This window comes from Roseomonas sp. FDAARGOS_362 (assembly GCF_002754815.1).
Taxonomy (GTDB): Bacteria; Pseudomonadota; Alphaproteobacteria; order Acetobacterales; family Acetobacteraceae; genus Roseomonas; species Roseomonas mucosa.
In genome coordinates, this window is the sequence record NZ_CP024584.1 from 95408 (window position 1) to 107599 (window position 12192).

Consider the following 12192-nt stretch of genomic DNA (forward strand, 5'->3'; position numbering starts at 1 on the left):
GCCTCAAAGCTGCGCTTACCCTCTCGCGCCGGGGCACCTTCGAGCGACTGGCGCACGCCCTCATCATGGCCGACCGCGAGCGGGTCGGCCGAGAGGCCTCACCGACAGCGGCGGTGCTGGACGCCCAATCCGTCCGCTCGGGCGGTGTCGGCGTGAAAGGTGTCCGCGGCTACGATGCCGGGATGCTCTGTTGAAAGGCTCATGCGGCTTCGGCGAGGAGCATGAGGTTGTGGGTCAGGACACGCAGGATGAGTTCGCGTCGCTGAGCCTGATGTCCTCGGGCGGTGAGTGCGGAGCCGAGGCGACGTTTGTGTTGGCTGAAGCCACTCTCGATGTGCCAGCGCTGGTGGTAGAGCACGCGAGGAAAGCGTTGCCGGAGGGCTCGCCTGTGGGGCGTCTTCGGCCAGCGCCGGCCGGTGTTGCGGCGGTTCAGGGCGATGACGCTCCGGCTGATGCCGAGTTCCTCGCGGCAGAGGCGGTGGTTGTGCTCGGCATCGTAGCCGGCATCGGCCAGCACCGTGCCAAAGGTCATGATGCTCGCGGCCTGTCGCATGGCGGGGGCGAAGTCCGGCGAGTCCTGGCTCGGGCCGATGCCTGTCACGGCGCCAACGATCAGGTGCGAGTGGATGTGGAGCACCGCGGTCAGCTTGGGCCAGGCACGCTGTCGATGACCCAAGCCTTTGCCCTCGCCGCGACGCTTGCCGAAGTGCTCGCTGACATGGCGCGTTTCCAGCCCCGTGGCGTCGACCGCCGCCAACGGAGAGGCGTCGATCAGGCCGGCAGCCCGGGCCCGCCCGAGGATGACCACCTGGGCGTGGTGGAAGACCCCCCTTTTTCTGCCTCCGGCAGAAGGCGGCGCGCTGCGTAGGCCAGGGTGGAATAGTGCGGCACCTTCCGCAGCCCGAGAGCCTTTCGGAGCTCCCCCCATTCGGCCACCAGGGTAACGAGGCCCCGGTAGTCAGTCCGCAGGAACTGGCGCAGCGTTAGCAAGGCGAAGAGCTGGGCCTGGGTGAAGTCGTGCCGCGAGGTCCGGCTGCCGTAGGCCGGGAAGGTTCGGCGCCCAGCGGCCAAGGCCTCGCGTGCCACCCGTACCGCCGACTTCGTCATGCTGCGCATCGAGAACCTCGCATCCAGAACTCGACCCTCCCAGCGCTGCCCTCAATCAGAAGGTTTCAACAGAGCAAAACAGGGTCTAAGCTCGACTTTGGCCATCACGCGGCGTGGCTGGCCTTGCCCCACTTTCACGGACACTGTTACGCGGCTGATGCCGCTGTTTGGAATGTCGCTGCCTTCTGCTCGGGGGTGAGATAGCCGAGCGCCGAATGCAGGCGGCGTCGATTGTAGAAGCCCTCCAGATACTGGAACACGTCGGCCCTGGCCTCGTCGCGAGTGAGGTAGTCGCGCTGCTCGACGAGTTCGCCCTTCAGGGTGGCATAGAAGCTCTCCATCGGCGCGTTGTCCCAGCAGTTCCCCTTGCGGCTCATCGAGCAGAGCATGCCGTGCTCGGCGAGCCGGCGGCGATAGCCATGGGCGGCATATTGCACGCCGCGATCCGCATGGTGCAGGAGGCCAGGGGCGGGCCGTCGGCAGGCGATCGCCATGTCGAGTGCGGCCAGGGCGAGTTCGTGGCCGAGGTGGTCCGCCATGGCCCAGCCGACCACGCGGCGCGTGCACAGGTCCAGCACCACGGCCAAGTACAGCCAGCCCTCGGCGGTCCACAGATAGGTCAGATCGGCCAGCCAGACCCGGTCGGGCGCGGCGGCCGTGAAGTCGCGATCGAGCAGGTTGGGGGCGACCGGGAAGGCATGCCGGCTGTCGGTGGTGCACCGGAACCGGCGACCACGCCGTGCCGACAGCCCCATGCCGCGCATCAGCCGCGCCACCCGCTTGCGGCCAACCCGCCGTCCTTGGGCGCGCAGCGCGGCATGCACGCGCGGGCTGCCGTAGCGGCCACGGCTGTCGGCGTGCGTGGCCCGGATCTCGGCTGCGAGGACCCGGTCGGCCGCCGCCTGCCTGCTCTCCGGCCGGCGAGCCCAGTCGTAGTAGCCGCTGCGGCTCACGCCCAGCACCTCGCACAGGATGGCAACCGGAAAGACGGCGACGTGATCGCGAATGAAGCCATAGCTCACCTCCGGTCCGTCGCCTGGCCGAAGATGAGCGCCGCTCGCTTTAAGATGTCGCGCTCCATGCGCAACCGCTCGACCTCGCGCCGCAGCCGCCCGATCTCGGCCTGGACTTGTCCTGGGAAAGTGGAGAGCGGCTGTTGAACTATGTCGCCGCCTCGAAGGCACAAGGGCTCTGGTAACCAAGCGCTGAGTGCCGTCGCCGCGAATTGTAGAAGCCGTCGATATAGCGGCCAAGTGCCCGTTCAGCGTGCTGGCGTGACAGGAAGACAGTTCGCCAGACCAGCTCCACCTTCAGGGTCTTGAACACGGTTTCGACCATCGCGTTATCGAAGCAGTTTCCCCTGCCGCTCATCGAGCTGGCGATGCCTGCATCGCACAGCATCTGCTGGTACGCGCCAGAGCAATATTGGCTGCCCCGATCAGAATGCTGCACCAGGCCCGGCGGCGGTCTGCGCATGACCAAGGCCTTCTGAAGTGCCGCCATGGGCAGCCCCTTTCTCAGCCGCTCACTCACAGCCCAGCCAACGATCCGACGGGAGTACAGGTCCACCACGATGGCCAGGTAGAGCCAGCCCTCGGCGGTCCAGATATACGAGATGTCGCTGCCCCACTTCTGGTTCGGCCCCGTGGCCGCGAAGTTCTGCTCCAGTAGGTTCGGAGCGACCGGGTTGTTATGCTGGCTGTCCGTGGTGCGCTTGAACCGTCGCCTTTGCAGAGCCCTTAGGCCGTTGTCGCGCATCAACCGGGCCACCCGATGACGCCCGATCGCAAGGCCTTGGGCCTTCAGGTCCGCATGGATGCGTGGACTGCCATAGGTCTCGTTGGAACAGGCGAAGTGGCCGCGAATGTGAGCCAGGAAGATCAGGTCCTGCCGCTGGCGTCGGCTGGCTGTCCTGGCCTTCCAGGCATAGTAGCCGCTGACGCTCACACCGAGCATGCTGCACAGACGCGACACCGGTGCCGTCGCCTTCTCCGCATCAATGAGCCGGAACCTCATCGACTTGTCTCCTTGGCGAAGAAGGCCGTCGCTTTTTTTAGCAGGTCCCGCTCCTGACGCAGGATCTCGTTCTCCCGCCGCAGCCGCGCGAGTTCCCGCTCCGTATCCGGATGTGGTCCGGATAGCAGGTCCGCCTCCTGGAACCGGCGCCGCCAATGCGTCAGCGTCGACTGGCCCACCCCAAGGTCGGCAGCCACCTCGCCCACCCTCCGCCCGCTCGTCGACAGCAGCCGGACCGCCTCCCGCTTGAACTCCTCCGTCCAGCCCCGCTGACGTGGATCTCCCATCGCGCCCTCCCGCTCCTCACGACCTTACCTGAGCGCTCTCCACTCCACCCGGGAAAGTCCAGCCGCCTGCTCGGCCGGGCTCGGGCCGACGCGACGCGCCGGCGCCGCCGGTGGTGTCGGAACCGTCAGCGCCGGCGCGCCGCTCCCCACCGCCGTGCCCGTCGGCGCCCAGCGCAGCCAGCTGCGCACCAGCCGGTCCGGTAGGCCCAACTCGGCCGCCACCTGCGATACCGACCGCCCACCGCGGACCGCTGCCACCGCCTCCAGCTTGAACGCCTCCGGAAAGAACCGGCGCTTTCCGCTACCCTCTGCCATCCGTACCTCCAGGCCCTTCAGCCTATCAGAGGTGTCCGTCACAGCGGGACAGGGCCATGGCAGATGGCGTAAGCCCAGGCGTGCTGGAGCGCTCGCCGAGGTTTTGTGCTGTGACCGCTGTGCCGGGATGTGAGGAAACCTTGCTCACGCCAGATGTGCCGCCGCACGGCGGCGAGGGTGTCACTGAAGGTCGGACGGTCCTTGCGGTACCAGGCGCTGCTCATTGCGGCTCTGCGTTCTGAGGTTCTGAGCTGGGCGGCCAGGAGGGTGACGAGGGAGAACAGCCCGAGCAGGCATGGCGTGGTGCGGGCGATGGCGAGGTCCGACCACTGTCGCTGAGTCTCGACCCCAAGATGCACCCTGGTCTCCTGGAAGGTCACCTCCAGTTGCCAGCGCTGGATGAACCAGAACAGGATCTGCTCCGGCGTTCGATCAGGCTCGGTGCACAGCAGGGCCTGCGGCTCGAACCGGCGATGAGGATCGCGGACCAGCACCCAGCGGATCGGCACGATGGGCATCCCGCCATGACGCCACACGGCAGTGGCCGAGCAGATCTCGACGTGACGCTCGCCCCCACCGTACCAGCGGGGGACCACCATGCGCTGCCAGCATGTATCGGTGCGGACCAGCACCTCCGCCAGGTTGGGCCGGCGCGCCCCTTTGGTACGGGGCCGACCATTGGTGCCAGGCAGCCGGGGTGGCGCCGGGTCATAGAGCGCGGCATCGAGCCGCAGGCGCGTGACCCCGGTGATCCTGTGCCGGGTCAGCGCAGCCAGCAGTTCCAGGGCTGCAAAGCCGCTGTCGCCGACCAGCACGATGTCCCGCCCAGGAAGCCAGCGGCGTGTCTGCAGGATCATTTGGCGGGCCCAGTCGGTGAGCTTCTTGTGCCGCTGTCCCTGGTCGCGACAAAACCGTTCCGAGGGCGCCAGCGCGGACAGGAACGGCAGCGCCCAAACCCGACCGGCCCAGGGAACAGGTGCCAAGAGCATCAGGCTGATCCAACGCAGGCCAGAAGCCTTTACGAAGTGGCCGTGGCTGGAGCGTACCGGGTCGCGGTAGATGCCCATGGCCGCAATCCGCTTGCCACGGCGCCGCTCAATCGTGTCGTCAATGCCCAGAATGACTGGCCCATCCGGCGCGAAGGCTGTGATCAGGTGCGCCAGCAGAAGACGCGATGCTGCCCGGGGGCTCCAGACCGCCCGGTTGAGCACCCGATGATAGTTCACGAAGCGCCGCTCCTGCGCGAGCCCGCTGATCTGCAACAGGCTGGTCACCGTACGTTTGCCGGGTGCCAGGATAGCCCCGATCAGCAGCACCTCCGCGTGTTGCCAGCTGCGCTGGAAAAACAGCGGCGCAAAGCTCAGGATCACCGCGGCGAAGCGGGATGGCAGGTGAAGCATGGCGGCGTCTCTTGGCGGGGACACGCCAGCCTAGCCAGTCACCCGCCTCGCCGCCTACGCCTGCCTCAGATGGCCAAAGTCGAGCTAAGGCCGGCCTCGGACGTCCTGATTTCGCCTTCGATCCGCATGAGGTAGCCCGCGGCGTTGTGGAGGCTGGCTTCGTGGAACTGCCGGTGCGCGCTGATGCCGCGGCGCAGGTGGCTGGCTTGCCTCTGTACCACCGCGACCCGTTCGACCGCCTGTTGGTGGCCCAGGCCATGGCCGGACCACTGCGTCTGCTCACCGCCGACCCGCTGCTGCTGCCCTACTCCGAACTGGTCACTCTGATCCGGTAACAATTGCTGGACGGAACTAACGGCTGGCTCTGCGATTGTCGGGCGCCAAGTTCGCGATGGGTGGCCCTGTCCCGCTGTGACGGACACCTCTGATAGGCTGAAGGGCCTGGAGGTACGGATGGCAGAGGGTAGCGGAAAGCGCCGGTTCTTTCCGGAGGCGTTCAAGCTGGAGGCGGTGGCAGCGGTCCGCGGTGGGCGGTCGGTATCGCAGGTGGCGGCCGAGTTGGGCCTACCGGACCGGCTGGTGCGCAGCTGGCTGCGCTGGGCGCCGACGGGCACGGCGGTGGGGAGCGGCGCGCCGGCGCTGACGGTTCCGACACCACCGGCGGCGCCGGCGCGTCGCGTCGGCCCGAGCCCGGCCGAGCAGGCGGCCGAGATCGGGCGGCTGCGGCGCGAGGTCGAGCGGTTGCGCATGGAGCGCGACATCTTAAAGCGAGCGGCGCTCATCTTCGGCCAGGCGACGGACCGGAGGTGAGCTATGGCTTCATTCGCGATCACGTCGCCGTCTTTCCGGTTGCCATCCTGTGCGAGGTGCTGGGCGTGAGCCGCAGCGGCTACTACGACTGGGCTCGCCGGCCGGAGAGCAGGCAGGCGGCGGCCGACCGGGTCCTCGCAGCCGAGATCCGGGCCACGCACGCCGACAGCCGTGGCCGCTACGGCAGCCCGCGCGTGCATGCCGCGCTGCGCGCCCAAGGACGGCGGGTTGGCCGCAAGCGGGTGGCGCGGCTGATGCGCGGCATGGGGCTGTCGGCACGGCGTGGTCGCCGGTTCCGGTGCACCACCGACAGCCGGCATGCCTTCCCGGTCGCCCCCAACCTGCTCGATCGCGACTTCACGGCCGCCGCGCCCGACCGGGTCTGGCTGGCCGATCTGACCTATCTGTGGACCGCCGAGGGCTGGCTGTACTTGGCCGTGGTGCTGGACCTGTGCACGCGCCGCGTGGTCGGCTGGGCCATGGCGGACCACCTCGGCCACGAACTCGCCCTGGCCGCACTCGACATGGCGATCGCCTGCCGACGGCCCGCCCCTGGCCTCCTGCACCATGCGGATCGCGGCGTGCAATATGCCGCCCATGGCTATCGCCGCCGGCTCGCCGAGCACGGCATGCTCTGCTCGATGAGCCGCAAGGGGAACTGCTGGGACAACGCGCCGATGGAGAGCTTCTATGCCACCCTGAAGGGCGAACTCGTCGAGCAGCGCGACTACCTCACTCGCGACGAGGCCAGGGCCGACGTGTTCCAGTATCTGGAGGGCTTCTACAATCGACGCCGCCTGCATTCGGCGCTCGGCTATCTCACCCCCGAGCAGAAGGCAGCGACATTCCAAACAGCGGCATCAGCCGCGTAACAGTGTCCGTGAAAGTGGGGCAAGGCCAGGGCGTGACCGGTTTCTCGACAACGCGACGGTCCAGTGCGGTGTGTCCTCCATCGGGTCCGTCCTTCTCGAGGCAAACCGAGCTTATCGAACTGTCCAAAATCCGGGAACCACCTCGCTCCATGGCGGCTTTCCCTATGCCAGTGTTGCCAAGGCCGAGCCTACGACCTCGAGTCGAGAGGAGCCCGCCCGATTATGCCTATTTGAGAAAGGGTTGGCAGGGGCCGCATGGGGTGATTCAAGCTCGGGATGTGGACCCGAAAGACGCGCCGCCAGAGGGATGATCCGCTGGCGGCGTCTGGTCCGGGACTACGAGCGCTACGACTCGCTCATCGCTGATTGCTCAAACAGTCACTGAGGCGGCCATCTGCGCGCCTGCTGGCGGGCCACATCGCCCGCCGGTGAGCAAAGCTGAGGTGCTGCCGTGTGCGGTGTCAAGGCTGTTATCCACAGGCCGGCGAGCGTCCGATGGAACCTTAACGGGTTAAAGGGTTAAGTAGATTCTAGAGTTAAAGAGTTAGGCCCGGTTTTCGGCGAAATTCCTGCTCTGGAATCAGTATCTTACGTTTCAGAGGCGTTCCCGATCTGCCGATGGAGCGTTCCCGATCTGCCGATGCGGGCGTTCCCGATCTGCCGATGGAGCGTTCCCGATCTGCCGATGACCGAACGTGCACCCCGTAAGTCTATGGAAAGTCAGTAGGTTGAGCCTAGTCGCACGTCACCGCTCCAATCCATCGGCAGATCGGGAACGGCGGAGTTCTGCGGCTTTGCTTGTGTGACGCAGGTCAGCGAGGGCAGGCAAAGGACCGGAAGGCCGCCTGATAATCATCCGGGTCGAGCTGCCGGTCCAGCGACCGGTCGAAGTCGGCCTTCAGGGCGTAGACATCGATGCGCGGCCGCGCTTTACGGACGAACGCCAGCGTCTCATCCGACAGCGCCGGCCGGATGACCAGGAGCTGATCGTCCGCCGGCTCGGCCTTAGGCTCCGTCGCGCGCACCATACGCAGGGCTGGGTCCCCTCCCCTCCCCGTCTCCAGGAACAGGTCGAAGCCTGGCAGCGCGTTGCGCTCGATGATTTTCAGCAGCTCGAACTTGAAGCGCCGATAGGTGCCCTCGGCACCGGATTTCTCGAACAGAGTTGGGAAGCTGATGGCGAAGCCGTTGCCGCCGTTGCCGCCGGCATGCTTGCGCGCGACGCGGTACAGCCAGCGTTCGCGACCGCCGGTGATCGCGAAATAGGCCGGGTCGATCGTCAGCAGGGCGCGGTCGTCCAGCACGCGGCGATAGAACCAATCCGACAGCGTGATCGAGATCCCGGCATCGTCGTCACCGACCAGTATGCCGTCCCGCCGCCGACGCTTTTTCATGCCGCCGGCGTCGATCCAGCTGAAGATCGCCATCTCCTCTCCGTCCTTGCGGCCGATGTTCGTCTCGATCATCGTCGATTTAAGGCGAGCGATGCCGGCGACCAGCAGCTTCGCATGGTCGCCGCCCGTGCCGCGGCCGATCGCCTTCAACAGATCATAGGTGCGGGTGTGCAGCGTGCGGGGCAGGTCGTTGACGCCCTTGTTCTTCATGCTGCTCAGCTGCGACGCCGCCCAGATCAGGATGTCGGCATCCCAGATCGTCGCCATACCATAGGCCTGGTGCGGCTTCACCTTGAGGCTGACTGTGCCGTCCGGGCTCCTGTAGTCGATCTCCCTCATCCGCTTGTTCTTGGACAGGCTAAAGAACGGCCGCTCCATCAGCTCCATCTGGTCGCGCAGATCAATGTCGGACAGGAACGGGACAAACAGGTCCAGCTGGGGCCGGACGACCGGGCGCTTTCCGCTCATGCCCCCCTTCCCTTCTTGGCGCGCTCCCTCTCCAGGGCCGCCAGGGCCATCTCGACGATCTCACCGAGCGTCGGCTTATGCGTGATTTCCCCGGCCTCGTACCGCTGCTGCTCGGCCGCGACGATCGTATGATAGCGCTCAAGCGCCTTCGGCGTGACACGGGCGTTCAACAGCTGGGTCCGGCCGGTCTTTGCGGGACGGCGCACAGGAGCTGGCAAAACGCCAACAGTTGACAGTTGTGCGACTGTTGTCTGTCTGTCGCCAGCTGACGGCGCGCGACTGGGAAAGCCGGATTCCTCGGACAGGCGGCGTATGTCGGCGGCCGGCACAGGCGGTGGCTTCAGAGCCTTCGGCGCGAAACGGGTAAGGTCGACGTCGTCGTCAGAGGCCTCGGCGAAGATGCTGGGGCGTATGTCGGACATTATGCGACCTCCGCGGCTTGGGCTGGCGCCGCCTGCTTATCCAGGCGGGTTACGACTTCGGTCATCAGGGCGCGGGCGTTCTCGGCTGCGGGCTTCAATCCGCCGACAGGCTTGTCGGCTAGGCTGGTCAGGCCGCCGCCGAAGCTAAACACGGCGCGGAACGCGTCCCGTTCATGCAGGGCGGTCGAGAAAACGGGGATGCCCTGCTTCAGGAAGTCCGCTTCAAGCGCTTTCAGCGTCCGCGGCCGGACGGCCGGGTTCGTCTTAGTGAACAGGACGGCGTATGGGATCGAAAGCTTGTAGGCCTTCTCCTGCCGCCTGATGAAGCCGATCACCTTGGCCGCCTCGACACCGTCGAGTTCCGACCCCTGCATCGGTATGACGACCAGATCCGACCGGCTCATGGCATAGGCGACCATGACGGACGCTGTGCCTTCCAAGTCGACAATGACGAATTGCGTCTGGCCGGCAGCCTCATCGATCACCTCCGACACTGTTTCCTCGGTGACGCCGCCGATGACGATGACACCTTCTGGCTTCCCGGCCTTCCGGCTCCATCGGACGACCGGCTGGTTCGGGTCGGCATCAATGAGAGTGACGGTCGCGCCACGCGCGGCGAGCTCGGTCGCCAGGACGACGGCTGTCGTGGACTTGCCAGCACCACCTTTGGAGCTGGCAAGAGATATGGTCGGCATCGAATGATTCCCCCGATTAGATGTCTCCCCTCCGAAAGGATCTCAAACTGTCGTCAGTTTGTCAATAGACAACAGTTGGCACACTGTTCTCTATTGGATGGCTGTTGTCAGTCTAGCGGCTGTCAGCCGTCTGACGACGGTTTGCTGTCAGCTTCATCGCATCCGCCAGCGTGATCGGCGGCTTGCCGTACCGCTCGAACAGGCCGTTCAGGGCCTCGGCATCAGGCTATGGCATGGTGCGGCTCAGCTCGGCGGCCAGCAGCTTCAACTGGTCGCGCACGGGCTTGGGGAGGTGAGCGGTCAGGGGCTTGGTGCCAGCCCGGCCGAGCTACAGCGCTTTTGACACTGGTAGAGGACGCGGCTGGTGAAGGTGGCTTGTAGCCTTACCTGGAAATTATGGTTTCGGCGGCCGACCGCCGGGCCTTCCATCCGCCGCGTTGCTGCCCAGCGTGTCGGGTGCGGTAGGCACCGCGCTGTCCCTGAACTGGTGCAACAACTACGGACGGGGCAGGGGAGAGAGAGGGTGACTCCCCCGCTCCTTCGACCGGGCCGATGCTGCTGGCGGCGGAGGAGACCTTGCCCGGCGGGCGGTGTCGACGGCGGCCGGCGTGTCGGGGGCCGACCTGGTGGCGCAGGCGGTGAGCGAGCAGGTGCTGGGCCGGATCCCGGTGCTGCAGCACATCGCCGCGGCGGTGCCGGGCAGCAGCGTCACGGCGCTGCGGCTGAGCCGGCTGGCCAATGTCACCGCCGGGGCCTGCTGCCCGCTTTCGGCGGAACGGGAGGGATAGGGACGGGGAGACGCTGTGGCCGGGGAGGGCCATGATTGCGGCACACGCGGTCCGCAGGTGTCGATGACCCTTGAGGGGGCGGGGTACAAGCCCTAGTCTTACTGAACGTAAGACGAGATGAGGCGCATCATGACCACAGTGACACTGCGCCGGCAGGGCAACTCGGTCGGGGTGACGTTCCCGGCCGAGACGAGGATCCGCATGGGGCTGGAGGTCGGCCAGGACCTGACCCTGGTGGAACTGGCGGATGGGGTGAAGCTGGTGAAGCGCAACCTGAAGCTCGAGCGGCAGATGCAGCTGGCCCGAGAGGTCCTGCGCGAGCAGGCCGATGCGCTGCAGGAACTCGCCAGGCGTTGAGCGACCCGGAGTTCCTGGAGGCCGATGTCGTGCTGTTCCTGCACGACCAGGCCCTGCGGGAGTATGGCGGGATCCAGGGCGTCAAGGACGAGGGCATGCTGCACAGCGCGCTCGGTCGTCCGGAGAACAAGCTCGTCTACGCCGATGCCGGCATCCCCGACCTGTTCGATCTGGCCGCCGCCTATGCCTATGGTCTCGCGGCCAACCACCCCTTCAACGATGGCAACAAGCGGACCGCCTGGGGCTGTTGCGTGCTCTTCCTCAAGGCCAACGGTGTCGAACTCGACGTCGACGCGCCACGGGCCGTGGAGCAGATGCTGCGGCTGGTCGAAGGCAGGCTGGACGAAGCGGCCTTCGCGGCGTGGCTACGGGTCAGCCGGCGCGGCTGATGCCGGGGCGGGACCGGTCGTACGAAACGGTCTTCGCCGCCATGAATCCAGGCTGAACCGGAGGTCCGATCCTCACCACGGCACGGTGCGGCCGCGGTAGTCGAGGTATTCCAGCCCCGGCCGCTCCCGCTTGGCAAGGAGCACCTCCACGAGGCTCGGGATGCTGTCCCCGATGCTCAAAGGGGCCTCCGCACCGCCCAGGGCGGTGCGGATCCAGCCGGGTGCCATCAACGCCATCGGACGCGGCGTCGCGCCCTGGCGGGCCGCGAAGCTGCGCATGAACATGTTCAGCGCGGCCTTGCTGCCGCGATAGAGTTCCCGCTGGCCGCGTTCGTTGTTGGCGATGCTGCCCTGGCCGGAGGACATCGCGCCGATCAGGCCCGCCGGGGCGACACAGGCCTCCAGGCGCTCGATGACCCGCATCGGGCCGAGCGCGTTGGTGAGCATGACCTCCACGAACTCCTCGGTCGACACCTCGCCGATCGTCTGCGCCGGATCGCGGTTGGTGGTCCCGGCATTGACGAACAGCATGTCGAAGAACCGGCCCATCAGGCGCTCCCGCAGTGCCTCGATCTGCTCCGGCACGCGGATGTCGAGGGTCTCGATCCCGACGCGGCCCTTGGCCTCCGCCAGGTCGTGCAGCAGGGTCCGGGTGCTCCCGTCCCGGACGGTGCCGGTGACGTTCCAGCCTTTCCGCAGGAACTCGGCGGCCATGGCGTGGCCGAGGCCGCGCGAGGCGCCGACGAGGAGGATCGAGGGCGTGGAGTGGTCGAAGGCTGTCATGGGTGGGTCATCCTTGGCTGACGGATCGGGCCAGGATGTTGGGCAGCCTCCGGTCCGGGCGCCACGCGCATACCATGCAAATCGTTGTT

16 protein-coding genes and 2 pseudogenes are annotated in these 12192 nt (G+C 66.7%); 7 read left to right on the plus strand and 11 right to left on the minus strand.

The features are described from left to right. Positions 1-14: 14 nt before the first annotated feature. A pseudogene (locus CTJ15_RS24590) lies at positions 15-176 on the plus strand (IS5/IS1182 family transposase); the annotation flags it as partial. Positions 177-199: 23 nt separating this feature from the next. On the opposite strand, the gene CTJ15_RS03520 reads toward CTJ15_RS24590, so the two are convergent. The 7 genes and pseudogenes from CTJ15_RS03520 to CTJ15_RS03545 all read right to left on the minus strand — a co-directional run bounded on the left by CTJ15_RS03520 (position 200) and on the right by CTJ15_RS03545 (position 5125). Next, positions 200-757: a transposase gene (locus CTJ15_RS03520; RefSeq protein ID WP_226945917.1), complete on the minus strand. Its 558-nt coding sequence runs from the start codon at positions 755-757 to the stop codon at positions 200-202. Between the two features lie 14 nt (positions 758-771). Further along, positions 772-1116, minus strand: a complete 345-nt coding sequence (locus tag CTJ15_RS03525) for a hypothetical protein (protein WP_019463191.1) — start codon at positions 1114-1116, stop codon at positions 772-774. 137 nt (positions 1117-1253) lie between these two features. After that, positions 1254-2303: pseudogene (locus tag CTJ15_RS03530) on the minus strand (IS3 family transposase); the annotation flags it as partial. Next, entirely contained in the window at positions 2269-3123 is an 855-nt protein-coding gene (locus CTJ15_RS03535; protein ID WP_369923415.1) for an IS3 family transposase, read from the minus strand. The gene CTJ15_RS03535 and the pseudogene CTJ15_RS03530, both read right to left, overlap by 35 nt. Beyond that, positions 3120-3410 carry a transposase gene (locus CTJ15_RS25260; protein ID WP_369923417.1) on the minus strand — a complete coding sequence of 97 codons (291 nt, stop codon included), beginning with the start codon at positions 3408-3410 and terminating at the stop codon, positions 3120-3122. The genes CTJ15_RS03535 and CTJ15_RS25260 overlap by 4 nt, the downstream gene beginning before the upstream one ends. 24 nt (positions 3411-3434) lie before the next feature. Next, complete coding sequence (locus tag CTJ15_RS03540; RefSeq protein ID WP_099781155.1) at positions 3435-3725, minus strand: transposase; 291 nt, start codon at positions 3723-3725, stop codon at positions 3435-3437. 38 nt (positions 3726-3763) lie between these two features. Beyond that, on the minus strand, positions 3764-5125 hold the full coding sequence (locus tag CTJ15_RS03545) for a transposase (RefSeq protein WP_099781156.1): 1362 nt from the start codon (positions 5123-5125) through the stop codon (positions 3764-3766). Positions 5126-5286: 161 nt separating this feature from the next. On the opposite strand from CTJ15_RS03545, the gene CTJ15_RS24180 reads away from it, so the two are divergent. After that, positions 5287-5460, plus strand: coding sequence for a hypothetical protein (locus tag CTJ15_RS24180; RefSeq protein WP_193009569.1), 174 nt, complete (start codon positions 5287-5289; stop codon positions 5458-5460). Between the two features lie 118 nt (positions 5461-5578). Then, positions 5579-6807 (plus strand): IS3 family transposase gene (locus CTJ15_RS03555; RefSeq protein WP_226945918.1). Its coding sequence is split into 2 segments (ribosomal slippage): positions 5579-5894 and positions 5894-6807, totalling 1230 coding nucleotides; the frame shifts between segments, so codons are not numbered across the junction. 812 nt (positions 6808-7619) lie between these two features. Here CTJ15_RS03555 and CTJ15_RS03560 read toward each other — a convergent pair. The 3 genes from CTJ15_RS03560 to CTJ15_RS03565 are packed head-to-tail and all read right to left on the minus strand — an operon-like array spanning position 7620 to position 9786. Further along, on the minus strand, positions 7620-8669 hold the full coding sequence (locus CTJ15_RS03560; protein ID WP_099781158.1) for a replication initiator protein A: 1050 nt from the start codon (positions 8667-8669) through the stop codon (positions 7620-7622). Next, positions 8666-9091, minus strand: coding sequence for a hypothetical protein (locus CTJ15_RS23785; RefSeq protein WP_126281793.1), 426 nt, complete (start codon positions 9089-9091; stop codon positions 8666-8668). The genes CTJ15_RS03560 and CTJ15_RS23785 overlap by 4 nt, the downstream gene beginning before the upstream one ends. Continuing rightward, a complete protein-coding gene (locus tag CTJ15_RS03565) occupies positions 9091-9786 on the minus strand; it encodes a ParA family protein (RefSeq protein WP_099781159.1) in 696 nt (231 codons plus the stop codon). Before CTJ15_RS03565 ends, CTJ15_RS23785 begins: the two co-directional genes overlap by 1 nt. A 97-nt stretch (positions 9787-9883) precedes the next feature. Between CTJ15_RS03565 and CTJ15_RS24065 the strand changes: the two genes are divergently transcribed. The 4 genes from CTJ15_RS24065 (at position 9884) to CTJ15_RS03580 (ending at position 11320) form a co-directional block, all read left to right on the plus strand. After that, positions 9884-10129, plus strand: a complete 246-nt coding sequence (locus CTJ15_RS24065; RefSeq protein WP_151904022.1) for a hypothetical protein — start codon at positions 9884-9886, stop codon at positions 10127-10129. 265 nt (positions 10130-10394) lie between these two features. Continuing rightward, positions 10395-10574, plus strand: a complete 180-nt coding sequence (locus CTJ15_RS03570; RefSeq protein ID WP_126281794.1) for a hypothetical protein — start codon at positions 10395-10397, stop codon at positions 10572-10574. Between the two features lie 129 nt (positions 10575-10703). Next, entirely contained in the window at positions 10704-10931 is a 228-nt protein-coding gene (locus CTJ15_RS03575; RefSeq protein WP_019463481.1) for an AbrB/MazE/SpoVT family DNA-binding domain-containing protein, read from the plus strand. Beyond that, positions 10928-11320 carry a type II toxin-antitoxin system death-on-curing family toxin gene (locus tag CTJ15_RS03580; protein ID WP_099781161.1) on the plus strand — a complete coding sequence of 131 codons (393 nt, stop codon included), beginning with the start codon at positions 10928-10930 and terminating at the stop codon, positions 11318-11320. Before CTJ15_RS03575 ends, CTJ15_RS03580 begins: the two co-directional genes overlap by 4 nt. A gap of 72 nt (positions 11321-11392) precedes the next feature. Here CTJ15_RS03580 and CTJ15_RS03585 read toward each other — a convergent pair whose 3' ends face one another. Further along, positions 11393-12103: an SDR family oxidoreductase gene (locus tag CTJ15_RS03585; protein WP_099781162.1), complete on the minus strand. Its 711-nt coding sequence runs from the start codon at positions 12101-12103 to the stop codon at positions 11393-11395. Between the last annotated feature and the right edge of the window lie 89 nt (positions 12104-12192).

What these genes read in the sequence shown, in the direction of transcription:
- CTJ15_RS25260 (WP_369923417.1), bottom strand. Translation starts at nt 3,410, where the DNA reads ATGGGAGATCCACGTCAGCGGGGCTGGACGGAGGAGTTCAAGCGGGAG.
- CTJ15_RS03535 (WP_369923415.1), bottom strand. Translation starts at nt 3,123, where the DNA reads ATGAGGTTCCGGCTCATTGATGCGGAGAAGGCGACGGCACCGGTGTCG.
- CTJ15_RS03540 (WP_099781155.1), bottom strand. Translation starts at nt 3,725, where the DNA reads ATGGCAGAGGGTAGCGGAAAGCGCCGGTTCTTTCCGGAGGCGTTCAAG.
- CTJ15_RS03585 (WP_099781162.1), bottom strand. Translation starts at nt 12,103, where the DNA reads ATGACAGCCTTCGACCACTCCACGCCCTCGATCCTCCTCGTCGGCGCC.
- CTJ15_RS24065 (WP_151904022.1), top strand. Translation starts at nt 9,884, where the DNA reads ATGGCTGTTGTCAGTCTAGCGGCTGTCAGCCGTCTGACGACGGTTTGC.
- CTJ15_RS23785 (WP_126281793.1), bottom strand. Translation starts at nt 9,091, where the DNA reads ATGTCCGACATACGCCCCAGCATCTTCGCCGAGGCCTCTGACGACGAC.
- CTJ15_RS03560 (WP_099781158.1), bottom strand. Translation starts at nt 8,669, where the DNA reads ATGAGCGGAAAGCGCCCGGTCGTCCGGCCCCAGCTGGACCTGTTTGTC.
- CTJ15_RS03565 (WP_099781159.1), bottom strand. Translation starts at nt 9,786, where the DNA reads ATGCCGACCATATCTCTTGCCAGCTCCAAAGGTGGTGCTGGCAAGTCC.
- CTJ15_RS03525 (WP_019463191.1), bottom strand. Translation starts at nt 1,116, where the DNA reads ATGCGCAGCATGACGAAGTCGGCGGTACGGGTGGCACGCGAGGCCTTG.
- CTJ15_RS03545 (WP_099781156.1), bottom strand. Translation starts at nt 5,125, where the DNA reads ATGCTTCACCTGCCATCCCGCTTCGCCGCGGTGATCCTGAGCTTTGCG.
- CTJ15_RS03575 (WP_019463481.1), top strand. Translation starts at nt 10,704, where the DNA reads ATGACCACAGTGACACTGCGCCGGCAGGGCAACTCGGTCGGGGTGACG.